At 52.3% G+C, this 24,137-nt stretch carries 17 protein-coding genes; 5 read left to right on the top strand and 12 right to left on the bottom strand.

Annotated features, from left to right (window positions below; translation table 11 throughout):
- The 7 genes from ABD851_RS08805 to ABD851_RS08835 form a co-directional block, all read right to left on the bottom strand.
- Positions 1–1,629, bottom strand: coding sequence for an ABC-F family ATP-binding cassette domain-containing protein (locus ABD851_RS08805; protein ID WP_344978331.1), 1,629 nt, complete (start codon positions 1,627–1,629; stop codon positions 1–3).
- Positions 1,630–1,701: 72 nt separating this feature from the next.
- Entirely contained in the window at positions 1,702–2,406 is a 705-nt protein-coding gene (locus tag ABD851_RS08810; protein ID WP_344978333.1) for an SGNH/GDSL hydrolase family protein, read from the bottom strand.
- A gap of 206 nt (positions 2,407–2,612) precedes the next feature.
- The gene (locus ABD851_RS08815; protein WP_344978335.1) at positions 2,613–2,930 is read right to left on the bottom strand and encodes a HigA family addiction module antitoxin; all 318 of its coding nucleotides are present in this window, start codon (positions 2,928–2,930) and stop codon (positions 2,613–2,615) included.
- A 15-nt stretch (positions 2,931–2,945) separates the two neighbouring features.
- Complete coding sequence (locus tag ABD851_RS08820) at positions 2,946–3,224, bottom strand: type II toxin-antitoxin system RelE/ParE family toxin (RefSeq protein WP_344978337.1); 279 nt, start codon at positions 3,222–3,224, stop codon at positions 2,946–2,948.
- A gap of 96 nt (positions 3,225–3,320) precedes the next feature.
- Positions 3,321–4,319 carry a DUF6528 family protein gene (locus ABD851_RS08825; RefSeq protein ID WP_344978339.1) on the bottom strand — a complete coding sequence of 333 codons (999 nt, stop codon included), beginning with the start codon at positions 4,317–4,319 and terminating at the stop codon, positions 3,321–3,323.
- 146 nt (positions 4,320–4,465) lie between these two features.
- Positions 4,466–6,037 carry a RagB/SusD family nutrient uptake outer membrane protein gene (locus ABD851_RS08830; RefSeq protein WP_344978341.1) on the bottom strand — a complete coding sequence of 524 codons (1,572 nt, stop codon included), beginning with the start codon at positions 6,035–6,037 and terminating at the stop codon, positions 4,466–4,468.
- Positions 6,038–6,086: 49 nt separating this feature from the next.
- On the bottom strand, positions 6,087–9,170 hold the full coding sequence (locus ABD851_RS08835) for a SusC/RagA family TonB-linked outer membrane protein (RefSeq protein WP_344978343.1): 3,084 nt from the start codon (positions 9,168–9,170) through the stop codon (positions 6,087–6,089).
- Between the two features lie 374 nt (positions 9,171–9,544).
- On the opposite strand from ABD851_RS08835, the gene ABD851_RS08840 reads away from it, so the two are divergent.
- From ABD851_RS08840 to ABD851_RS08860, 5 genes are all read left to right on the top strand, one after another.
- Entirely contained in the window at positions 9,545–10,309 is a 765-nt protein-coding gene (locus ABD851_RS08840) for a DeoR/GlpR family DNA-binding transcription regulator (protein ID WP_344978345.1), read from the top strand.
- 20 nt (positions 10,310–10,329) lie between these two features.
- The gene (gene crcB / locus ABD851_RS08845; protein WP_344978347.1) at positions 10,330–10,707 is read left to right on the top strand and encodes a fluoride efflux transporter CrcB; all 378 of its coding nucleotides are present in this window, start codon (positions 10,330–10,332) and stop codon (positions 10,705–10,707) included.
- 1 nt (position 10,708) lies between these two features.
- Positions 10,709–11,065, top strand: coding sequence for a DUF190 domain-containing protein (locus ABD851_RS08850; RefSeq protein WP_344978349.1), 357 nt, complete (start codon positions 10,709–10,711; stop codon positions 11,063–11,065).
- Between the two features lie 224 nt (positions 11,066–11,289).
- Positions 11,290–13,125, top strand: a complete 1,836-nt coding sequence (gene glmS, locus ABD851_RS08855) for a glutamine--fructose-6-phosphate transaminase (isomerizing) (protein ID WP_344978351.1) — start codon at positions 11,290–11,292, stop codon at positions 13,123–13,125.
- Positions 13,126–13,215: 90 nt separating this feature from the next.
- A complete protein-coding gene (locus tag ABD851_RS08860; protein WP_344978354.1) occupies positions 13,216–15,438 on the top strand; it encodes a DUF4954 family protein in 2,223 nt (740 codons plus the stop codon).
- Positions 15,439–15,600: 162 nt separating this feature from the next.
- Here the strand turns inward: ABD851_RS08860 and ABD851_RS08865 are convergent, their stop codons facing one another.
- The 5 genes from ABD851_RS08865 to ABD851_RS08885 all read right to left on the bottom strand — a co-directional run.
- Positions 15,601–17,058 (bottom strand): sulfatase family protein, encoded by a 1,458-nt coding sequence (locus ABD851_RS08865; RefSeq protein WP_344978356.1) that lies wholly within the window; start codon positions 17,056–17,058, stop codon positions 15,601–15,603.
- Positions 17,059–17,157: 99 nt separating this feature from the next.
- On the bottom strand, positions 17,158–18,159 hold the full coding sequence (locus ABD851_RS08870; protein ID WP_344978358.1) for a DUF4838 domain-containing protein: 1,002 nt from the start codon (positions 18,157–18,159) through the stop codon (positions 17,158–17,160).
- A 120-nt stretch (positions 18,160–18,279) separates the two neighbouring features.
- Positions 18,280–19,023, bottom strand: coding sequence for a carbohydrate-binding family 9-like protein (locus ABD851_RS08875; RefSeq protein WP_344978360.1), 744 nt, complete (start codon positions 19,021–19,023; stop codon positions 18,280–18,282).
- 23 nt (positions 19,024–19,046) lie between these two features.
- Positions 19,047–20,783: a RagB/SusD family nutrient uptake outer membrane protein gene (locus tag ABD851_RS08880; RefSeq protein ID WP_344978362.1), complete on the bottom strand. Its 1,737-nt coding sequence runs from the start codon at positions 20,781–20,783 to the stop codon at positions 19,047–19,049.
- Positions 20,784–20,792: 9 nt separating this feature from the next.
- Positions 20,793–24,137, bottom strand: a 3,345-nt coding sequence (locus tag ABD851_RS08885; RefSeq protein WP_344978364.1) for a TonB-dependent receptor, incomplete at its 5' end; no start/stop codon positions are given.

A 24,137-nucleotide genomic window follows, 5' to 3' on the forward strand; every position in this document is an offset into this window, starting at 1 on the left:
CTACCGGTAGAGCTCTTCCTGCAACGCCTTTACCCGCTCGTCCGCCAGGTATTCATCAAAGGTGCACAGGCGGTCGATGATGCCGCCGGGGGTCAGCTCTATCACCCGGTTTACCACAGTCTGCAAAAAAGTATGGTCATGCGAGGTGAGCAGCACAATGCCCTTAAACCCGATCATGGCATCGTTAAAGCTCTGTATGCTTTCCAGGTCGAGATGGTTGGTGGGCTCATCAAGGATCACCACGTTGGGGTCCTGGAGCATCATCCGGCTGATCATGCAACGTACCTTTTCCCCGCCGCTCAGTACGCCGGTTCTTTTATGGACCTCATCGCCGCTGAACAGCATTTTGCCCAGGAAACCGCGGAGAAAGGGCTCATCCACGTCTGTCACATGCGGAGGCACATACTGTCGGAGCCATTCCATCAGGTCGAGGCTTTCGTCGGTAAAGTAAGGCGCATTGTCATTGGGCAGGTAGGCCCGGGTAACGGTGCCTCCCCATTCGTATTTGCCGCCGCCGGGCTCCTGCCGGCCGTTGATGATCTCAAAAAAGCTGGTCAGGGCAAGGTGGTTACGGCTGATAAAGGCGATCTTGTCCCCCTTGCTGACCGAAAAGCTGACGTCTTTGAAAAGAGGATGTTCGTCCTGGTATTTTTCCAGCTTCTCCACGTTGAGGATGGCATTGCCCACCTCGCGCTGCTGTTTGAAGATAATACCGGGGTATTTACGGTAAGAAGGGGTGATCTCTTCGATGTTGAGCTTCTCCAGCGCTTTTTTCCGGGAGGTAGCCTGCCGGCTCTTGGAGGCATTGGCGCTGAAGCGGGCAATAAACTCCTGCAGGGCGGCGCGCTTCTCCTCTACCTTCTTATTGCGGTCGGCCAGCTGCCGGGCCATCAGCTGGGAAGACTCATACCAGAAGGTGTAGTTGCCGGTGAAGATGCGGATCCGGGAGCGGTCCACATCGGCGATGTGGGTGCAGACCTGGTCCAGGAAATGGCGGTCGTGCGACACCACGATCACGATGTTCTCATAATCCGCCAAGAAGTTTTCCAGCCAGCCGATGGTGCTTACGTCCAGATTGTTCGTCGGCTCGTCGAGCAGCAGGATATCGGGATTACCAAAGAGCGCCTGTGCCAGCAGCACCCGCACCTTCAGGTTGCCGCTCAGCTCTTTCATCAGGATGTTGTGCAGGCCTTCCTCCACGCCGAGGTTTCCCAGCAGGGCAGCCGCATCATTCTCGGCCGTATATCCCCCCATTTCGCCAAAGGCCGCTTCCAGCTCCCCTGCCCGCATACCGTCGGCCTCGGAGAAATCGGGCTTGGCATAGATGGCGTCCCGCTCCTGCATAACCTTCCACATGGGCTGGTTGCCCATCAGCACGGTCTGCAGCACAGGCATTTCATCAAATTCAAACTGATCCTGCTTCAGCACGCTCATCCGCTCGCCGGGGGTGATCTCCACGGTACCCTTGTTGGGCTCCACCACGCCGCTGAGTATCTTCAGAAATGTAGACTTGCCGGCGCCGTTGGCCCCCACCACTCCGTAGCAGTTGCCTTTGGTGAAGTTAAGGTTGACCTCTTCGAACAATACCCGTTTGCCGAAGGAAAGCGTAACGTTTTTTACACTGATCATATCCTGCCTTGCTTTTTTTAAGGCTGCAAAGGTACAAAACAGGACAGACTTTGCCGGGCAGGCCGGCTTGTTTTATCCTTTTATGGTTTCCAGCCAGGCATGCGCCATCAGCGCGTCGCCGGCGGCGCCGGGATGCACCCCGTCCGGCGTCCAGTAGCTGGCGGGAGCGGACTTCTGGGCCTGGTCATAAATATGCTGATAAGGAATAAAGGCGGCGCCAAAGGAATCGGCTATCTCGCGGGCAGCCTGCTGATAGCCGGTAAAGGTGGGGAACCAGCTGTCATCCACGGCTTTTACTCCACGGACGGCGTAGGGCTCCCCGATGATCAGCTTTATATCGGGAAATTGCTTGCGGGTACGCTCCAGGAGGGCGCGGTAATCGTCGCGGTAGGTTTGCAGCGTTCCTTTATATCCGCCGGTGAGGGTATGCCAGTAATCGTTCACCCCGACCAGGATGCTCAGCACGGTAGGCTTCAGCGCGAGGCAATCCTCCTCCCAGCGGTCGGCCAGCTGGAACACCTTGTTACCGCTTATACCGCGGTTGTATATCTGCAGATGCTTCCCGGGGTATTTGTACAAGAGCTCCGATCCTGCGATGAGGGGATAGCCGGGTCCGAGCCCGCTGTTGCTGTTGGCATCCTTCGCATTGCGGTTTCTGCCCATATCGGTAATGGAATCCCCCTGGAAAAGCACTACATCATTGTCGGACAGGGTTATTTTTTTCCCCTTCTGCTTGCTGAGCGCAGCCGAAACGATGCCGGGAATGCTAACAGCCATCGTGCTTCCGATTGCCGTCTTTTTAATAAAACTCCTGCGATCTTGTATCATGAGGCGATAAATCTTGAATGTTTAAGAAAAGAATATCCCACCCAAGATACAAATGAAAGAAAAAATTTTCGAGGAAATTTGAAGTCAGCCGAAAAAGAAATACCCTCTCCATTTTTGAAAAATAGAAACCGGAGAGGTAGCACAAGTTGCATGGCCTACAAAGCTGCAACCGCATTTCTCCAAAACACCCGAATACTTCCGGTATCCACTTTCTTTCGGGCCTGGAATAGATCATAATATTCCTGTGTCCGCAGCCAAAATTCTGGAGTAGCTCCCAAACCGGTTGCCAGTTTTATAGCCATTTCCGGTGTCACCCCCTGCCTGCCGTTGATGATGGCAGATAGCGTCTTGCGTGTGGTTCCCAATCCCTTAGCCACTTCCTCAATAGAAAGCTTCTCGCTGGTCTCTTCGCGTATTCCCTCAATCGTCTCCCGAATCAATTCACCGGGATGCGCAGGATTATACATGGTCATATCTTTATCCTCCTTTTAGTGGTAATCTATATAATCTACGTCTTGTGCATTTTCACCTTCGAATCGAAATATGATTCTAAAATTCTTATCCACCTTTACCGCCCAAAAGTTTTTCAAATCGCCTTTGAGCTGATGGAATCCATATCCTGGTACGTTCAGTTCCTCTGGAGTTGCAGCTGCATCCAAACGAGTCAGTATCAACCGGATTTTACTAACGTGGCTTGCATTTAGCTTGGAAACATCTCCTTTTTCATAAAATCGCTTTAATCCTTTGTGCCGGATGCTCCCAATCATATTACAAATGTAACTCGTAACGTATCAAGTTCCAAAATTAATTTTAGCCGGATCCGGATATTTGTGTGGCAAACTTATCGAATAATTTCGCCTGTCTCAGGGTACGCATATTTTTAGGTCTGTATTGTCCCCGTAGCTGAAGGTATTCTGCAGGAACCAGCGAGCTTTATAAATCTTCAGGCCAGCCTCGCTGAATACCGTATTCCCCTCACGGTCCAGCACCTCGTCGGTCCACCACTTTTCTTTGGGCAGGATGATGATCACGGGAAAACCTTCCGGACCGGAGCTGACGCTTTTGATATTGCGGGTATACTTCCCGGCTACAGGCGTAACAGACCGGCCGGCGGGATCCACCCGGTAGGTATCCTTCAGGGTGGTCAGCCAGAGCAAATCTTTTCCGTAAACGGGAAACAGGTCGTGCGCGTCCGTATCCGGCAGCATAAGCGAATCTGCGCAGGTCAGGTCCGGTCTTTTACAGTTTCCGTTGTACCGGAAAGCATAGAGCTTATTCCGGGCGGCCGACCACAGCAGCTGTCTTTTTTTATCCCATACCACATTGTGCGCAAACGGCAGGGGAATGACTTTGCGGTAGATTTTCCCGGGGGATGAGAGGGTATCCACATGAAACAGCACCAGCCGGTTGTCTGTGCTGGACGCCGTCACAATATTGCCATCCGGCAGCAGCTCCGAGGAGTGCGGATTCTTACCGGCATGGGCGTAAAACACGGCCCGCTTATCTGCAACACGGACCAGGGCCACACCTCCGCCGGACGCGTTGAGCAGGATATATCTGTTGCCGTACACCGGCTTGGCATCATCGGGGGTTGAAAACCAGCCGGTGTCTTCCGGACGTATTGCAGGGTCCAGGCTGGCATGCCAGCTCCAGACAATACTGCCGGTCTCCGTATTCACAATGTCGATGCCGTGGCTGCGCTGTTCGGCGATGACGATACATTTTGTACAGTCCCCCAATGAAGCAGTATCCCCGGAGGGTCCGGCATCTCCTGCGGAATGACCGGTACCCCTACCGCAGGCGGCGGCCAGCAGCAAAATGCCCGTCAGCAGGTAATGGAAAGATGTAAATTTTTTTTGCATGTGCACAATATCGGTTCAATACAAGAAGGGCCGGTGTCCTTTCGGAACCCCGGCCCAAATATAGGAAGTCCGCTGTTCAAGATCGAAGTGTTAACATTTATTTATTCGGCATTGAACCTTAGACTTTAAACTTCAGAGCTCAAACCTCAATACCCAGGATTCTGTTCCAGCTTGGGATTCAGGTCCAGCTCACCCTGCGGGATGGGCCACCAGTAGTCCCTGGCCTTGTTAAATTTCCGTTTCTGGATCTCCTTATGATCATAATTGTAGATCGGAGCATTCAACACAGTCTCGGCAATTTTCCAACGCCGCACATCATTGTAATAAAGGGCTTCCCCTGCCGTCTCTACCCGGCGTTCGTGCCGGATGGCCTCCCGCATCTGGGACTGACTTTGCCCGGATGCAATAGCAGGCATATGTACACGCTCCCGTATTTGGTTCAGGGAGGAGAGGATAGCGGGATTCCCGGGATCCGATTCGTTCAATGCCTCTGCATAAGCCAGGAGGATATCGGCATAACGCAGTACGATGAAGTTGGTAAAAGACTGGCCGGCTTTCAGATCAGCCAGATCTTTCGGGGGCGCAGCTGAATCATAGATACAGTACTTCTTCATGGCAAAGCCCGTTTGTTTGTAGTACTTCGGCGTGGCTTCTTCTCCTTTGAACGGAGCTCCCGGGTACACGATCGTAGCCTCAAGGCGGGGATCCCGTCCTATGTAGGGCGAATCCGGATTATAACCGGAAGTGGGGTCGGTGATGGGTTTCCCGCTTTTCATTTCATAGGCTTCGGCAAGGTCCAGCAAGGGCGCATTGGAATTATACTGGCTGTTGATCAGGTCAAACGAATTGCCCTCATCCGGGAAGATAAATTGCACATCAAAGATCACTTCCTTGTTGTTTTCATTGTCGGGAAGGAAAAGCGCCCGGTAGTTATCAAACAAGCCATAACCGGCCTCCGGGGCCAGATCGATCACCGCTTTGGCAGCATCCGCCGCCTTTTTCCAACGACTTGCGTCGTTTTTGTCGTTGAACAGCGGACTGGCTTCATACAACAACACACGCGACTTCAATGCCAGAGCAGCGCCTTTGGTAGCGCGTCCCAAATCCCCGGCTCCGTATTTGAGCGGTAATAGCAGGGCTGCACTGTCGAGATCTTTGATCACCTGGGCTATTATCTCCTCCCTGGGCGTCCGGGGCAGATTCTTCTGGGCCGGAGGATCGGGAGGGCCAAGGATCAACGGTACATCACCCCAGTAGGTCTCCAGCTCAAAATAATAGAGGGCACGCAAAAACCGCGCTTCTCCCTTCATACGGCTCATAAGGGCGGAATCCATATCCGGCACCTCATTCACCTTTACCAAAAAAGTATTGCAACGGCCGATGCCCTGGTAGCAGTGATTCCAGCGGGTAGGTATAATTCCGTTGTCACTGGCGGCAAGCTGACCATTGGCAATAGAATTAAAGCCACTGGTATTACCATAGCTGTAAGCATTGGGAGAGGCCGCATCTTCCAGGAGTGGGGTGGCATCTCCTCCAAAAAGCCCTGAATAACTGAGGACAGAATAACATCCGGAAAGCGCCGCATTGGCTGCAGCTTCTGATTTCCAGAAATTACTCTCCACATATTTATTGTCCGGAGAAGTATCTAATAAGTTGGTATTGCAGCTGCTCGCCACTATGCCGGAACCGGCAAGGAGCAGAACAAGTATCCGTTTCATAACTGTTCGTTTTGATATGCTGTAATGAGATCCGCTCATATACTGTTGTTTAGAAACTTACATTTACACCGCCGCTGAAGGTCTTCAGGTTGGGATAGTGATATAGCGAGCTGTAGTTGCTGATCGTTTCGGGGTCGAAATCCTTATACTTTGTAAAGGTCAGGAAGTTCTCGGCATTCAGGAACACGCTGAGCTGTGCGATCTTCACCTTGGACAGCCATTTCTGGGGCAGTGCATAGGCCAGCTGGAGGCTTTTCAGACGAAGGTACGCTCCGCTCTGCAGCCAGAAATCAGACTGCAGGAAATTGTCCTTTCCGCCGGTGCTTTCCGTGACGATCGGAAGTCGGGCATCCGGATTATCCGGGGTCCAAGCATCCGTCAGCCATTGCTTCGTAGCCCCGGCACCGTTATTAAAGGGATAGGCAATGTTGCCGACCGGATATACCTTGATGCCGGCAATACCCTGGAAAAAGGCTTTTAGGGAGATGCCCTTATAGCCTACATTCAACCCAAAACCGTAAGTATACTTGGGAATAGCAGAAGATTCGTCGATGATCACCCGGTCGTCCCCGTTGATGATATTATCCCCGTTTACATCCTTATATTTCAGGTAACCGGGACGGGTAGCCTCACTTTGGTAAGCGTGTGCATCTACCTCTTCCTGGGTCTGGAAGATGCCTTCAGATACCAGCAGGTAATGGGCATCAATGGGATGACCGGCCAGGGTGATGGTGGACAGGTTGGTCTGTTCATCATACAGTATCTGTCCACCCAGGTCGATCACCTTGTTCTTGTTATAGGAGATATTACCCTGCACGCCGTAGTGGAATGCCCCTATCGTATTACGATACTGCACCGCCAGCTCATAGCCGGTATTGTCCACCGTCCCTACATTCTCTTTCGGACCGGTCAATCCTACCTGGGAAGGCAGATCTACGGTGCGGAGGATATCTTTGGTCCTCTTCTTATAGACATCAGCCGTGATATTGATCCGGTTCTTCCAGAGATCGACATCCAGACCCAGGTCGTAATCCGTGGTAGTCTCCCAGCTGGTAAGAGGATCCGAATAGGCTGTAGCAGCGGCACCCGGGGCCAATACCCCGCCGAAGCTATAGTCGTGATTCAGTGTAATGCTGTTTTCGTAGCTATACAGGTCAACCGCCTGGTTCCCCAGCTGTCCTATGGAAGCCCGCAGCTTCAGCAGATCGATGAGGGAGGACTGGAAAAAGCTTTCCTTATCGATGCGCCAGCCGGCGGAGGCAGATGGGAAAAAGCCCCAGCGGCGGCCCGGTGCGAAACGGGAAGACCCGTCATACCGGAAGGTGGCCTCGAACAGGTATTTGCCATCGTAGTCGTAGTTTACCCGGCCGAAATAGGATTCCAGTACATCTTCATTAGTGTATCCTGAAATGGCATTCCTGACAGAGCCTGCATCGAGGGCTGTCAGCGTCGCATCCAGGTATCCGATCATTTCGGCGGCAAACTGCCCGTGATCAAAATAGTCATAGCTGGCCCCGAGCATCACGGCCAGATTGTGCTTCCGGGCAAACTGCCGGTGCCAGTCCAGCGTGTTATAGAAATGGATATTCATGTCATTATAATCCGTATTGGTGGACCGGGGCGCGGTGGCGGGGCTGTTCCAGTTGGTAGCTTTCCCGGTCTTGGGATTATAATGCTTCACCTGGGGGGTGAATTTTTCCTGCAGACCGTCATATTTGTCTACCCCGAAACGGATATTATACGTAATATCCCAGGGCAGCTTGTACTCGGCAAAAGTAGTGGCCAGGAAACGCTGTACCACTTTATGAAAATAGCCTGTTTCGGCGATCATCCTGGGGTTCTCAATGTTATTGCGACCCGGGGTGGACAGCCAGGAGTCCCCGTAACGGCCGTCTTTGAGCGTATCGGTAAAGATGGGCAGCGCGCGCATCAGGTCCTTGAAGAAATCTCCTCCATCACCGCTGTAGTAGGGCTCATTATAATACCGGTAATAGCCGTTAAAGGTAAGCCCCACCTTCAGCCGCTTGCTCACATTCAGGGAGGTGTTCAGCCCCAGAGAATATTTCTGCTCCTTATCGTTGGGCCCGATGATGATCCCCTGCCGGTTCAGAAAGCCCAGCGAAAGCCGGTACTGGTAGTTATCCGAGCTGCCCGAGAAGCTGAGGTTATGCTTCTGGATACGACCTTTTTTCAGGGCAATATCGAACCAGTCATTGGCCGGATAGGTAAAGGGGTCGGTCTTCATACCCGCTTCGTATTCGGCAATTTCCTCATCGGAGTAATTCGGTATCTCTGTACCTCCATTCAGCACCGCCTGGTTTTTCAGCTTCATATAGGCGATGGGATCCCAGATCACATCGGGCATGATGGTAGGCGACTGCACCCCATAATAATAGTTGTAATTCACATGCGACTTCCCGGCGCCGGACTTGGTAGTGATCAGGATAACCCCGTTGGCGGCACGGGAACCGTAAATCGCGGCGGAGGCATCCTTCAGCACGGTGACGCTTTCGATATCGTCCGGGTTCAGCTCATCGATGCTGTATTCGATTCCGTCGACGAGGATCAGGGGGTCGTTGCCGCTAAGGGTGCCCATACCCCGGATCCGGATCTGGGAACGGTCCAGCCCCGGCTGGTTCTGCCCCAGCTTCAGGAACATGCCCGGCATACCGGCCAGGGCGTTACTGGCGTTGGTGGTAGGCTCGCCAGCCTTCTCCGACATATCCAGGGTAGAGATAGCCCCCGTCAGGTTCACTTTTTTCTGGGTACCGTAGCCGACAACCACCACGTCGTTCAGCTCGCGGATATTTTCCGCCAGGGAAATGGTGATGTCGGTCTGACTATTTACCGGCACTTCCTTATTAAGATAGCCGACATAGGAAGCTTCCAGCACGGCATCCGGCGCGGCGCTGAGGCTGAAATTACCATTGACATCCGTGACCGTTCCGTTCTGGGTCCCCTTGACATGGACCGTCACCCCTGCCAGGGGGGTCTTGTCCTTTACGGCAACTACCCTTCCTTTCAGCTGCTGCTCCTGCGCGTGGGTTTCCAGAAAAAGACAGCAAAGCAGCAGGCACCCTACCAGGTATCTGCCACCTGCTTTCCACCTGTGTAGCATAGATTTTCTCTTCATACATTTTTCTTTTTTAGAAGATCTTACAAAATGCGGAACACCCGAATTCCCGGTTTTACCGCAATATTTTGGTATATACCAAAATATTTCTTTTACAAAGGAAAACTTCGCAAATGTGAAATATAACGAAAGTAAAAGTAATTTCATCAGATCGAAAAAGCAAATTCTTTTTAACTTTTTTTTCACTTTTCTTCGAACTATCTGATGATGAAGGCCTAACAGACACAAAAACAAACTTAGGGAAAGCACCTCCCGGAGGGGAATGGGAGCACTTCGGTCCTCACGCCTTATATTATCTTCGGATTATTGGGAAAATCTTCTTATTATTATCCTCCGTGCCGGTTCCGGCACAGACAAGCGCATATCCGCCGTTTATGATCAATATCGCCGAACGTCACCAGACTATTCTGAGCAAGCTGAACCAGGAAGGATTTGTAAAGGTGCTCGACCTTTGCCGGGAGCTCGATGTCTCCGCAGTAACGATACGAAAGGATCTGAAATTACTGGAGGACAAGGGTTTGCTGTTCCGCTCACATGGCGGAGCCGCCCTGCACAACCCTTATACCACCGACCGGCCCGTCAACGAGAAGGAAAAGATCCGCTCCTCGGAAAAAAGCCGTATCGGAGCCGCCGCCGCTCCCCTGGTAACGGCCGATGATTCCATTATTATTGCTTCCGGCACCACCGTGCAGGCCATGGCCAAATACATCCAACCCCAGGGCCGCCTTACCGTTATCACCGCTTCGCTCAACGTGGCCAATGAGCTCAACCACCATCCGGAAATCGAAGTCCTCCAGCTGGGCGGTATTCTCCGGAAAAGCTCTTCCTCGGTGGCCGGTCCCTATGCGGAAAAGATGCTGACCGATTTTTTCTGCAGCAAGCTTTTTCTGGGGGCGGACGGTATCGATCTCGAATTCGGGATCACCACCACCAGCGCCATGGAAGCCCACCTGAACCAGCAGATGATGGCCGCCTGTCAGAAAACCGTTGTCCTCGCCGACGCCTCCAAGTTCGGACGACGGGGTTTTGGTAAGATATGCGAGCTGCAGGACATAGACCAGGTGATCACCGACAACGCCGTGTCCCCCCATATGATCAAATCCATGGAAGACGCCGGCATAGAAGTAACCATAGTCTGAAACAGATAACTGCAATTCTGATGATCAAAACATTCTTACTCATAGGCACCGGCGGTTTCCTCGGCAGCATCGGCCGATATCTTGTGCAGCAGCTGGTATTCCGGCGCTTCCCTTCCTCCTTTCCCTTCGGCACCCTGCTGGTGAACATCACCGCCTGCTTCCTGATCGGGCTGGTATACGGTCTGTCCGAAAAAGGCAATCTGCTGTCTCCCGAATGGCGGCTGTTCCTGGCCACCGGCATCTGCGGAGGCTATTCCACCTTCTCTTCCTTTGCCTATGAGAATGTTGCCCTGCTCGGCGACGGGGAAATACTGTATACCTTTCTCTACACCGCCGTCAGCATCCTCATAGGATTCCTGGCGGTATATGGCGGCATCGTCCTCGTAAAATCATACTGATATGGAAATGCAACCCGACGGAACGTCCACCCTCCTGCGCATCTTCATCGGCGAATCGGACAAGAGCAGCCACAGCCCCCTGTATGAAGCGCTCCTTTTTGAGGCCAAGAAGGCGGGCATGGCCGGCGCTACTGTCCTGCGGGGCATCATGTCCTACGGCGCCAGCACCCGGGTACATACCGCCAAGCTGATCGATATTTCGCAAGACCTTCCCATTATCGTAGAAATCGTCGACCGGGAAGAAAAAATACAAGATTTCGTAGCTACCGTCCATCGCCTGATGGATGAGGCGGGCTGCGGCGGCCTGGTCACCCTGGAAAAAATCCGGGTGCTGTACTACCAGGGGCGGAAAGAATAACTGAAAGCCCGACAATAACAAAACGATATAAGACGTAAGGCGACCTCCTGTCCCCGGCTCACCGCTAACGGTTATGACTATTTTGTAAACTCTGCCGGTTCCCGGATGGTTTGGGCATTTTTTTTGATATTTGCAGACGAATCGCCGGAACAGGAAGCCCTGCACAGGATGCAGCTGCTCCTGAACCTGCCTCATCTTAATCACCAACTAAACCGAATACGCTTATGTGTGGCATTGTCGCCTATATCGGACAACGGGAAGCCTACCCCGTCATTCTGAAAGGATTGAAACGACTGGAATACCGGGGCTACGACAGCGCCGGAGTGGCCCTGCTCAACAAAGGACTGCATATCTACAAGAAAAAAGGAAAGGTTGCGGAGCTGGAAGAGTATCTCACCGGCAAGGACATGCATGCGCATATCGGCATAGGCCATACCCGCTGGGCTACCCACGGAGTACCGAGCGACCGCAATGCCCACCCCCACAGCTCGGGCGACGGAAGGCTGGCCATCGTACACAACGGCATCATCGAAAACTATGCGCAGATCAAACAGGAGCTGAGCAACAAAGGCCATGTGTTCAAGAGCGATACCGACACCGAAGTGCTGATTCATTTTATCGAAGAGATCCGCAAAAACAACAACTGCCCGACGGAAGAAGCGGTAAGGATCGCTCTTAAACGCATTGTGGGGGCCTATGTGATCGTGATACTCGACAAAGACAACCCGGACACCCTCATTGCCGCCCGGAAAGGAAGCCCCCTGGTAATCGGTATTGGCAAAGGAGAACATTTCCTGGCCTCCGACGCCTCGCCCATTGTAGAGTACACCAAAGAGGTGGTATATGTAAACGATTATGAGATCGCTATTATCAAAGCAGATGAGCTGATCCTGAAAAACATCGCCAACGAAATACAAACCCCCTATATCCAGAAGCTGGATATCGAGCTGGCCGCCATCGAGAAAGGGGGATATGATCATTTCATGCTGAAAGAGATCTTCGAGCAGCCGCATACCATCTTCGACTGTCTGCGGGGACGCCTGGATGCGGCGGAAGGCTCTCTTACCCTCGGCGGCATACGCGAGTATGCGGAGCAGCTGAAAAATGCACAGCGCATTATTATTATTGCCTGCGGTACATCCTGGCATGCCGGGTTGGTAGCGGAATATATGATCGAGGAGCTCTGCCGCATCCCGGTGGAAGTGGAATATGCTTCGGAATTCCGGTACCGTAATCCCGTCATCAATCCCGGGGATATCATTATCGCTATTTCACAGTCCGGCGAAACTGCCGATACGCTGGTGGCCATAGAAAGCGCAAAGGCGCAGGGGGCCGTTATCTTCGGCGTCTGCAATGTGGTGGGTTCTTCCATCGCCCGCGCCTCTCACGCCGGCGCCTATACGCATGCCGGACCGGAGATCGGGGTGGCCAGCACCAAGGCCTTCACCGCCCAGCTGGCCGTACTGGCCCTCATCGCCCTGAAGATAGCGGAAGAAAAAGGCAGCATTACCCAGAAACGTTTCCTCCACCTGCTCACCGAGCTGGAAGATATTCCCGAAAAAGTAGCGCTGGCCCTGCAGCTGAATGACCAGGTTCGCAGCATGGCCGAGAAATACAAGGACGCACGGGACTTCCTCTACCTGGGCCGCGGATATAATTTCCCGGTGGCCCTGGAAGGCGCGCTGAAGCTGAAAGAAATATCGTATATTCATGCAGAAGGCTATCCTGCGGCAGAGATGAAGCATGGCCCTATTGCCCTGGTAGATGAAACGCTGCCGGTAGTGATCGTGGCCACGCGCGACAGCTACTACGAAAAGATAGTATCCAACATCCAGGAGATAAAAGCCCGCAGCGGAAAGGTGATCGCCGTGATCACCGAAGGCGACGAAACCATCCCCGGCATGGCCGACGATGTGATCGTCGTTCCGGAAGCCGACGAGCTGGCGGCGCCCCTGGTCAGCGTGATTCCCCTGCAGCTGCTGGCTTATCACATCGGGGTGCTGAAGGGTTACGATGTGGACAAGCCGCGGAACCTGGCCAAATCAGTGACCGTGGAATAGATAAAACGAACAGGAATATAGCGCCCGCAGCCAGGAGGAAGCTTTTCCTGTTCTACTTAGAATCCGCTAACGATCCTATAAATCCCCCCGATGAATAATATCGTCAAGAATCCGTTAAATAAATTAGGTTACGACTTTATCGACAAGCAGGCCCTTCCAAAGGGGAAAGACGAATATTATATCCGCAACCGGCAGAACGGAACCCGGCAGTACCGCCAGCTTTCCGCCCACGAGATCGAAACGCTGGTCCGCAACTACAATACTTCGGACGACTGGAACAAGGTGCTGGTGGCCGATGCCTTCGATGCAGACCTGGTCAGCCACTGCCAGTTTCACGGCCTGGTGCGCATCGGCAAGCTGGAACCTTATTACCTGGAATTTAAAAACCTCCGCCTGGCTGTAGGGTTATACAACAGCACCATCTCCTCCTGCGACTTCGGGGATAACGTCGTTGTACACAACGTCAACTATCTCTCTCATTACATCATCGGCAACGAGGTCATGCTGGCCAATATCAACGAGATGGCCACCACCCCCTATGCAAAATTCGGAAACGGCATCCTGAAGGAAGGCGAAGAAGAAAAAACCCGCATCTGGCTGGAGCTTTGCAATGAAAACGGGGGGAGGCGCATCCTGCCCTTTGAGGACATGCTGCCCGGAGACGCTTACCTCTGGACCCGCCATCGCGATGACGACCTGCTCATGCAGAAATTCCGCGAGTTCACCGAAAAACAGTTCGATACAAAAAGGGGGTACTACGGTACCGTAGGCGACCGCTCGGTGATCAAGAACTGCAAGATCATCAAAGACACGGCCATCGGATCGGACGCCTATATCAAAGGCGCCAACAAGATCAAGAACCTGACGATCAAGAGCAAGGCCGAGGCCAATACCCAGATCGGAGAAGGATGCGAGCTCGTCAACGGCATCGTGGGCTACGGCTGCCGTATTTTTTACGGCGTAAAAGCGGTCCGTTTTATCATGGCCTCGCATTCCAGCCTGAAGTATGGCGCACGGCTGATCAACTCCTACCTGGGCAACAACGCTACCGTATCCTGCTGCGAGGTGCTCAACTCCCTGATCTTCCCGGCGCACGAACAGCACCATAACAACTCTTTTCTTTGCGCCGCCCTGCTGATGGGACAAAGCAATATGGCGGCGGGCGCCACCATCGGCTCTAATCATAATTCCCGGGGAGCAGATGGGGAGATCATTGCGGGCAGGGGGTTCTGGCCCGGTCTCTGCGTAAGCCTGAAACACAATTCCCGTTTTGCCACCTTTACGCTGATCGCCAAGGGCAACTACCCTGCGGAACTGGACCTCCCCATCCCCTTTTCCCTGCTCATCAACGACGAATCCAACGACCAGATCCGCATCATCCCCGGCTACTGGTTTCTTTACAACATGTATGCCCTGTCCCGGAATTTCTGGAAATATGCGGACCGGGACAAACGCACCGGAAAGATACAGCTGCTCGAATATGACTACCTGGCGCCGGACTCCGTGGAGGAAATGTTCCAGGGACTGGAGCTGATGGAATACCATACGGGGCGGGCATGGCTGAAAAGCCGGAAGAAGGAGAACGCAGACCCCGGCGTCAGCGAAGAACACAGGGCAGCCGTCTGCCGTATCGGAAAGGATATACTGCTGCATCATCCCGAAAGGCTGGACAAGCTCACGGTAACCATAACGGGGGTGGAAAACTCCGGCCGCCCGGCGGTATTGTTAAAACTTGCCCGGGCTTATCCCGTTTTCCGCAGGATGATTTTTCAATACGGTATACGCGCCTGTATGGATGCGGTGGAACAGCAAAGCATCACCGGCCTCGCCGAGCTGAAAAAGATCATGCAGAAAGCAAAGCGCAGGCAATGGACCAATGTAGGCGGACAGCTTATGCCGGCCGATACGGAAGCCCAGCTCCGTCAGGATATCAAAAGCGGAAAGATCAAAGGCTGGACAGAGCTGCATAACGCCTATATCAAACTGGGCCGGCAGTATCCCCGCGAAAAACTGCAGCATGCCCTGGCCTCGCTGCGGGAGATCGCCGGCATCTCCGGTATGCCGGATGCCGCTCTTTGTAAAGAAATGCTACAGGAAGCCGTCAGAAACCAGGAATGGATCAGCGAGCAGATCATCAACAGCCGGAAAAAGGATTACACAAACCCCTTCCGGAAGATGGTGTATGAAAATGAAGCGGAAATGGAACGGGTAATGGGACCGCTGGCAGAAAACGGTTTTATACAATATACCCGGCAGGAGCTGAAACGGTTTAAAAAGACCGCCAGCCGTGTCATCAAAGTGCTGAGTCAGTAGCCTTCCGGCATTCGGGACCTTCTTCATTATTTCTTGTCAAAGCCGGCGTATGCCACCGGGTCAAACCGGGTCAACCAGCAATCGTTGCCTGCCGGCAATCCTCATCCATATCCTGTCGGTAATGCCGGGGTCGCACCAGACCCGGCCCGGTAAAGAGGCCGGCTATAAGCGACCGGGGGGACGCCTGTTTTTGCCTTTCCTGCCGGTAAGATCATCTCCCAGGTCTTCCCGGGCCTCCTCAGCAAGCTGCTGCAGCTGCGTCACCACTTCGGGATGCGCGGCTTTTACATCATAGCGTTCTCCCGGATCGCGGCGCAGATCGTAAAGGGCCAGCCCGGTGGAATCCTTGTGCATCCTGCCGGGCCATCCGTCCTTTCCCGGAAGCTGTCCTTCATACGAATGATAAGGGTGTGGCAGGATCAACTTCCACGGTCCCTGCCGGACGGCCTCCAGGCTGTTCAGATGATAATAATAAAAAAGATGGTCGCGGGGGTTGGCGCCGGGATCGCCTTTCAGCAAAGAAAGGATATTCACGCCGTCGATCTTATTCGCAGGCAGCGGCGCGCCGGTAACCGCAGCCAGGGTGGGAAGCAGGTCAATGTTGGCCGCCAGCTTATTGCAGACCGTCCCTTCCGGTACCCTCCCCGGCCAGCGGATGATGGCAGGCTCCCGTTGCCCGCCTTCCCAGGTAGTGGCTTTTCCCTCACGCAGCGCGCCCGCCGATCCGGCATGATTGCCGAAAGTGAGCCAGGGGCCGTTATCGCTGGTGAAGATGAACAGCGTATTATTTTCCATGCCATTTTCCTTAAGCGCCTTCATCACCTGTCCTACAGACCAGTCTATCTCCATCATCACGTCGCCGAAAAGACCCTGTTTACTTTTCCCTTTGAACTTATCCGATACGCCCAGGGGCACATGCACCATGGACTGTGCAAAGTAAAGGAAGAACGGCTGTGTTCTATGATGGTTGATGAATTGCACCGCTCTTTCCGTATACCAGGTCGTCAGCATGCTCTGGTCGTCCAGGGTACGGATATAACGAACCACCTTATTGCCGTCTATCAGGGGAAGCGGGGGCCATTTGGCGCGGGGACTGCTGGTATCCTTAAAAGGCTTTCCGTCGTATCCCACCGGCCACATATCGTTTGAGTAAGGCAAGCCAAAATAGGTATCGAAACCGTGCTGCAGCGGCAGGAATTTCCGGGCATCGCCCAGGTGCCATTTCCCGATGATCGCCGTGGCATATCCTTTTTTCTTCAGCATACCGGCGATGGTCTCTTCCCGGCCGCTGATCCCGATGGGGGAATGCGGCATCAATGCACCATGGAAGCCGATGCGGTTGGGATAGCAGCCGGTCAGTATTGCTGCCCGCGAAGCGCTGCAGATGGGCTGAGCGGAATAAAAGTTGGTGAACCGCATCCCCTGGGCAGCCAGCCGGTCGATGTTCGGCGTGGTATAGCCGATGCCGCCATAGGCGTCCACATCCCCGTATCCCATATCATCCATATAGATGAGCACAATGTTGGGAAGGGAAGCCGGCCTGGTTTGCGCCTGGCAAGGCGCCCATGCGGCCATCAGCAGAAAAAAAGAAAAAAGGCGGATCAGGATCGGTGACAGCATAACAATTGATTAGGACTTATGCTGCCAAATATACACAACGTTGCCTATTCTTTTTTGCTTTTTTGCGCATGCGTAAACCCATTCGCCTGCAGACCGGGATCACCCGGCTTTCCCCGACAGTATCTGACCGTAAGACCGGATGAAACCAAGGTCCCCATACATCTTTTTGTATGTAGCGTCAATATATACGGCAAAGCTGGTGATATTTGTAACGCCCATCTTTTCATATGTCTGCACATCGCTGCGACATACTTCCGGATACCACGAGAGCTTTACCGGCGGCTTTTTCCATTTGCTTTGCAACGAGTCGTCCAGCCAATATTCAAGTACCTGGACAGTTCCTTTTGGGAATACCTCCAGATTAGCCGACAAAAGATCCAATGTCTCCCCATGCGAGATGAACCTGTTCTTACCGGCTATCTTGCCTATCCCGCCGGCCGACCGGTCGGTAAGCGGCTTCGCCCAGTCTCTGTATATCGGGGCAAATTCAAGAAAGATCCCTTCTGCCGGTTTGACCTTAACGGGAGGGATAATTGTATTCGCATAGGCAAGATGCGCCAGAGACGCATCCGGGTATTTTTTTCGCAAACCTGATACAACTGCATTCTCAATGATCAGGGCCTGCTCGGAATCGGAAAATGGCCGGCATTGCTCACAGCGGCACATGGGCTCACCATCGTCTATCCAGTAAAAATACCTTCCCGTAGTCGCGCGAAGCACATCTGCATATTTAAGCGCATTCTCAACTATCAGATCCAATGCGCTCTTCGAGTGAGCACAACAGTTATAATCGCCCACCCGGATCCCCTGATCGTTCATCCTGAACATATCCGGATTTTTTGAAAAAAGGCTCCTGGGCAAGAGATCGTGCATGGAGTGAAGCTCGTGCTCAACCTGAATATGATATTTTTTGCAATCGGACAGGAACTGCTGCCCCTTCTCCGATGTGATAAAACGGGCCACCTGAGAAGGAGTTACATGGGTTCCGATGGTCGTCAGCCCTGCATCAAATGCCAGCTTTGGCCAATCCAGCGTAAGCAGGTCCTCAACAGAAAGCACAACGCCCCGGGTCTTAAGCTGACCCGGGGTCCAGGCGGGCATTCCTCCCCTGACCAGTTTATCAGTGAAAAACAGGGCGGGCAATAAGACAAGTGCGTCCTTTACAAATGTTCGCCTGTTCAACAAATTATTCCGATCCATAATTAAAGTATTTATCGTTTTTTATTGATCTTCCCCGAATTGAAAAACACCGAGGGCAGAAGGTATATGAAAGTCAGGCGTATCCACCTGCGGGGTTTTCCAGGTAAACCAGGTAAACCCGGTATCGGTTCCGCCTCCCTTTTTGTCGGCCCGGAATATACCGGCCCTGATGCTTCGGCCTTTAATGGAAGCTGAGCGGGCGAGCCGTTTAAAAAAGCGCAAGGGTAATCTTCCCTCTATCGAATACCCATTTTCATGCCGCTGCGACCGGATGTCCGCCCCCGGCATATTCCAGTCCGAATCAAAAATCCGGTAATAAGAAGCCTGGTAATCGAGTACCCTGGCCTCCGGGGAGATCTCCATGCAGTAGTAATCATGCATATTCGCATCGGCGGAAAAGAACAGCTCCACCCGGTCTCCCGCTGCCACTGAATTCTCGTCTGTGTATTTGGCTACGACCGGGGTGGTGTCTTCAACTTTAAACGAAAAATAGAAATAATCCCTGCTGAAGCAGGCCCGAAAAGAGGTATTATCCCCTTTATCATTCTCCCAGGTAGCATGTAATGGCCTTATCACCACACACTTTCCCCAGCCGGGTTCGTCTGCCGTGCCGTCGATCCGGATATCCGTTTTTTCCAGATATCTGACCGGATAATAGATCGGGGTATCCTTATCTCGCATAGCCAGGCCGGAAGCATCATACGCATAGGACGGTCCCCCGGCGGACCAGGAAAACAAAAGGATCAAAATAAGTGCCCAACGCATATCGTAATATTTAAGTTTTACTATTATTTTCTCGGCCAGCCCGGATTTTGTTCCAGTTTTTCATTGAGAGAAAGATCATATGCCGGTAACGGATACAGATAATCCCTTTCAATATTGAATCCATATCCGTTCGGCAGCGACTTCTGATACGGATCAATATAACCATCCTCATCTACATTGATGTTGATATTATCCGGATAATCGCGGGCGATAAACCTCGCTCCTTTGGCTCTTTTATGTACAATAAGCCTATGCGCGCTCCAGCGGCAAAGATCATTGTATCGATAGCCTTCGCAGGCAAGTTCTACTCTTCGCTCCCTCCGGATCTCGTTGATCACCGGGGATAATTCCGGAAAATCCCAGCCGGGATCGGAAGCGATGTCTGCCAGTTGAAGGGCCGCTACCCCTGCTCGTTTCCTCAGCAGGTTGATGCTACGGTCGATATCGGACTGGGTGATCGTCCCCAGTTCTGCTTTGGCCTCTGCAAAATTAAGCAACACCTCCGCATACCGGAACAGAATAGCGGCGGTAGTAGAGGTAAAATCAGCCTGCTGCAGTGTTTTATCCGGATAGGCGCCTTTCTTGATCTGATACCCCGTAACATCCCGCGAATCGCCGCCCAGGTTAATTTTTGCTTTACCAAATACTGACAACGTATCACCGCCTCCGGAGAAATCAATGGTAATAGGATCGCCCGGAACAAATATCAACTGCCGGAGACGAAGATCCCTGTTTTTAACTACCTGTAAAAGACCGCTGTCTCCACGGTAAAGGCGGCTGGAAGAAATAGGTCGTCCGTCCGTACAGAGATAGCTATCCACCAATGATTTGCTGATTCCGGTATTGCCCGCAATGATTGAAAGGTACCGCTGGCCGTTATGGGTGAGCAGGCCTTCTTTATATTTTCTCCAAAAAATAATCTCCGGATTCCCGCTCAGATCCGATTGATTAAAAAGCAGATCGTAGTCGGATTCCGGATGTCCGGTATTATAGATGGCAAACTTTCCACTTTCCATCAGCTGTTCCGAAGCATCCAGTGACTGCTTCAGGTATTTTCCGGGATCGCCATCTGTGATCCCGAACACCGTTCCCGCGTGGTACTTTTCCCATGTCCCTTCATAAAGAGCTACTCTCGATTTAAAAGCCAGAGCCACCGACCGGTTCACCCTGTTCACCGGGGCCTGGCCGGCATCTTTTAAAAGAATGATGGCGGAATCGAGGTCCGAAAGAATATGATCGGCGGTGATATTTCTGGGCTGCCGCATGCCATACAATTCCGGAGAATTGGTTTCCAACGGCTCGTCAATCCACGGGAGACCTCCGAATTGTTGAAACAATTCAAAATAAAACCAAGCACGGAAAAAATAGCCCTCTCCAAGGAAATGCTGCTTGTCCCCCTCAGCGCCATCTTCGACCGACGAACTGCTGCTTAGGAAAACATTGGCAGCCCTCACATTCGTCCAGTCCCATCCTCCTCCGGATACCGGCAGTACGGTCAAACCGGCCAGATGCGTATTGTACAGCCCCGGCACCATATTGTCACTGTTATTATCGATCCAAAAGGGCCCGGCATCATGCGTCCCCCATCCGGGAAGCGAAGCATATAAGGTATTCAAATAAGTTTCCATGTCGCTTGTGGTCTTCCAGAATTCAACCTGGGAGATCTGGTCAAGCGGCTTTCTATCCAGGAAATCCTTTTCGCAGGAGGAAAAAAGAAATACCAGGGGAAATCCTATGATACAAATAATTATCTTTCTCATAGAAAATTTTTAAAAGTTCACATTCAATCCGAAGGATATTATTTTCGACAGCGGGTATATCTTTCCTTGTCCATATGTGCCGGATATGCCTTCCGGATCAAACATTCCTTTTATAGAAGAAAAGGTCAGCAGGTTTTCGGCATTGACATAAACACGGGCGCCTTTAACCGATATTCTTCGAAGCAGCGATTCAGGGAGCGTATAACCTACCTGGAGGGATTTAAGCCGCAGATAAGCCGCGTTCTGGAGATACAATGACGATATCTCCCGGTTCTTGTTGCCTTCGCTGCTGAAATAAGGTCTCGGATAATAGGCCTTCGGATTGTCTTCCGTCCAGTAGTCCAGATGTTCCTTGAAAGTGCTGTTTTGCCATACATCTCCCAGCTGTCCCCAGAATACATTGGCGGTATTGTTAAACCAGACGTCCTGCTTTCCTATGCCCATCCAGAACATGGAGAGATCAAATTGCTTCCAGGACATGCCAAAGAGAAGAGAATAAGCATACCGCGGCAGTGAATTCCCTATTATTTTTAAATCTCCGTGATCATCTACAGTCCGGTTGCCATAGTTGACGATGCCATCGCCGTTCAGATCTTCATACCGCACATCTCCGGGATACCAATTCGCATAGATAATGGATTGATCGGCATGGCCCTTCACCTCCTCCTCCGACTGGAACAGGCCGCGGGAAGCATATCCCCAGATATCCCCTTCCCGCATCCCGGCATAGTTGCTCGACAGCGTTTTATCCGGATTATTCCATTTTGTGATCACGACCTTGTAATCGGACAGGCTGGCCTTCAGGTTATAGCTGAAATTATCGCCTATCCTGTCCTTCCATTCCACTGAAGCTTCCCAACCGGAATTTCTTTTAGCGGCATTATTCTCCAACGGCACAGCCGTCCCCAGTACGGATGGCAGCGGGTATGATGTGCCGAGCATGTTAAGCACATCTCTTTTGAAATAGTCGAATATCACATTCATTCTTTCTTTCAACAACGCTGCATCGAACCCCAGGTCGAAAGTCCTCACGGTTTCCCAGGTAAGATCCGGACTTGTAATACCGGGCATCCCGACGCCGACCGGCATGTTATCCCCAAGTATCCATCCGACCTGAGGAGTTACCGGCATAATGGGTATGTACAAATAATTATCCACGTTCTGATTACCTAAAGATCCATAAGAGCCTCTCAGCTTGAAGTAGCCGATGTAAGGTTTTATTCCGGACCAGAACTTTTCTTCGGAAATGCGATAGGCGGCAGACACAGAGGGGAAGAAACCATATCGCTTATCTTCAGCAAATTTCGAAGACCCGCTGCGACGGGCATTCACCTCGAGAAGGTATTTATCCCTGAAGTTATAGTTGAATCGAAAGAATGCTCCAACGGTAGACCAGTGATAAACTTCATCGTCTGCACTGACATCGCCGGCAGCGGTTGAAATGGACGGCACATTATCCGTAATCAATGTATTCCGTAAAGCATAGAGATTGCTTGCAGACTGATATTCACGTTGATAGCCCAGCAACAATTTAAGCTGATGATATTTTATCCTTTTTTCGTAAGAAGTGGAAATATTAAAGGTCCAGTAATTATCCGTATCAAATGTTTTGGCTATATCATTTGGCGTACGGGTATCAAAGGCCACGTAGGGGTCACCGTTAGGTCCGTGGGCATACACCAGCGCATGATGAGCAGCATTGGTATTGTTTCCGTTTTTCCAGGAATAATCTCCCTTGATCAGCCAATCCTTCACCGGCTCCAGCTCGCCTTCCGCCCGAAGCCACAAATCGTTGTTGGTATAGACATCCCGTCCGCCGTGCTCATAGACATTGATCCTGGACATCTCGCTGTATTCACCGTTTGGATAAACGACCGGGTCAGTGGGATATCTGCGTGTAAGATCGTGCCACATTACATCCCGTTCCAGGCCATATCCGTCATTCGGATAATCGGATTTGCTTCTCGTAAATTTGGTCAGGAAGTTAACCCTCATCCATTTTGTAATCTCGGTATTGATCTTCGCATCTATATTGTAGCGCTGGTATTGCTCATCGCCGTAACGCATTTGACCGGACTGGTCATAAAACCCTGCAGATACATAATATGACAATCCGTCCCGGCTGCCGTCCATGGACAGGTTATGCTTCTGACGAAAGGACCATTTCTTTACCAGGGCATCGTACCAATTGGTATTGGCATTGGCGTTTTCATGTTTGGCCCACTTATTAGGATCGAACGGATCCGGCACTGTTCCGGGCGTATTCCGCGGATCCTTCATGAACGCCTCAATCCGCCCGATCACTTCGTCAGAAAAGATCGGGGCCATTCCCGCATTTTTCGCTGCGTCATTCCAGGCCTTGGCAAATTCAAGCGAATTGGCGGGTTGAGGCAATACCGTTGGCGTTGCCCATTCCATATCGGTATGATAAGTGAAATTGGGTTTGCCGGAGGTGCTCCTCCCCTTTTTTGTAGTGATGAGAATGACGCCATAGGGCGCGTTAGCGCCATAGATCGCTGCCGACGCCGCATCTTTGAGAACAGAAACGGACTCGATATCGGCGGGGTTCACCTGGTTGATATCCATGGGCATCCCATCTACCAGAACATAAGGAGACCCCATCCCCCTGATATTAAAATTCATCGTCGCGCCGGGCTCTCCCCCGGAGCTATTCGTACTGACATTTAAACCCGGAGACAAACCCTGTAGCGTCTGGGCTACGTTTTCCTGGGGGCGGGTGGCAATCATTTTATTATCGATAGATTCGACGGCTCCTGTAATATCGCTCCTTTTCTGGGTGCCATATCCCACGACTACGATCTCATTCAGACCGGTACTGGAAGGCTTCAGTACCACGTTGATATGGGAACGTCCGTTTACCGGCAACTCCTTTTTGTCATAGCCCAGGTAGGAGAACACCAATACGGCATCAGCAGCAACGTCCAGGCTGAATTTGCCGTCGGCATCGGTGACCGTTCCGGCGGTCCCGCCTTTCACCTGTGCCGTCACTCCGGACAACGGATTGCCCGAGGAATCGGTGACCCTGCCGGATACCGGCTGTTGTGGCAACGGCGGCATCCTGTCTGCCGAATCCCGGGTCAGAGAACGGATCACTACCGTCTTGCCGATCACCACCCAGGAGAGCGGCTGGCCTTCCATACAGCGAGCCAGCGCCTCCTCCAACGTCGCGTTGCGGAGATCCACCGTCACCCTGCGCGAAGGACGCATTAACGACTCGGCATAGGCAAACGTATAGCCGGTCTGATCCCGAATCTCCGAAAACACCTCCTCCAGGGAAGCATTTTTCTCCGACAGGCTGATCCGCTGTCCGGACACCCTGGCACTTGCATGCAG

Origin of the sequence: Compostibacter hankyongensis, assembly GCF_039541075.1 — a bacterium.
In the GTDB taxonomy this organism is placed as follows: domain Bacteria; phylum Bacteroidota; class Bacteroidia; order Chitinophagales; family Chitinophagaceae; genus Compostibacter; species Compostibacter hankyongensis.

Excerpts from the sequence above, each read along its gene's own strand:
- ABD851_RS08805 (WP_344978331.1), bottom strand. The coding sequence starts at position 1,629 with ATGATCAGTGTAAAAAACGTTACGCTTTCCTTCGGCAAACGGGTATTG.
- ABD851_RS08810 (WP_344978333.1), bottom strand. The coding sequence starts at position 2,406 with ATGGCTGTTAGCATTCCCGGCATCGTTTCGGCTGCGCTCAGCAAGCAG.
- ABD851_RS08815 (WP_344978335.1), bottom strand. The coding sequence starts at position 2,930 with ATGACCATGTATAATCCTGCGCATCCCGGTGAATTGATTCGGGAGACG.
- ABD851_RS08820 (WP_344978337.1), bottom strand. The coding sequence starts at position 3,224 with ATGATTGGGAGCATCCGGCACAAAGGATTAAAGCGATTTTATGAAAAA.
- ABD851_RS08825 (WP_344978339.1), bottom strand. The coding sequence starts at position 4,319 with ATGCAAAAAAAATTTACATCTTTCCATTACCTGCTGACGGGCATTTTG.
- ABD851_RS08830 (WP_344978341.1), bottom strand. The coding sequence starts at position 6,037 with ATGAAACGGATACTTGTTCTGCTCCTTGCCGGTTCCGGCATAGTGGCG.
- ABD851_RS08835 (WP_344978343.1), bottom strand. The coding sequence starts at position 9,170 with ATGAAGAGAAAATCTATGCTACACAGGTGGAAAGCAGGTGGCAGATAC.
- ABD851_RS08840 (WP_344978345.1), top strand. The coding sequence starts at position 9,545 with ATGATCAATATCGCCGAACGTCACCAGACTATTCTGAGCAAGCTGAAC.
- crcB (WP_344978347.1), top strand. The coding sequence starts at position 10,330 with ATGATCAAAACATTCTTACTCATAGGCACCGGCGGTTTCCTCGGCAGC.
- ABD851_RS08850 (WP_344978349.1), top strand. The coding sequence starts at position 10,709 with ATGGAAATGCAACCCGACGGAACGTCCACCCTCCTGCGCATCTTCATC.
- glmS (WP_344978351.1), top strand. The coding sequence starts at position 11,290 with ATGTGTGGCATTGTCGCCTATATCGGACAACGGGAAGCCTACCCCGTC.
- ABD851_RS08860 (WP_344978354.1), top strand. The coding sequence starts at position 13,216 with ATGAATAATATCGTCAAGAATCCGTTAAATAAATTAGGTTACGACTTT.
- ABD851_RS08865 (WP_344978356.1), bottom strand. The coding sequence starts at position 17,058 with ATGCTGTCACCGATCCTGATCCGCCTTTTTTCTTTTTTTCTGCTGATG.
- ABD851_RS08870 (WP_344978358.1), bottom strand. The coding sequence starts at position 18,159 with ATGCCCGCCTGGACCCCGGGTCAGCTTAAGACCCGGGGCGTTGTGCTT.
- ABD851_RS08875 (WP_344978360.1), bottom strand. The coding sequence starts at position 19,023 with ATGCGTTGGGCACTTATTTTGATCCTTTTGTTTTCCTGGTCCGCCGGG.
- ABD851_RS08880 (WP_344978362.1), bottom strand. The coding sequence starts at position 20,783 with ATGAGAAAGATAATTATTTGTATCATAGGATTTCCCCTGGTATTTCTT.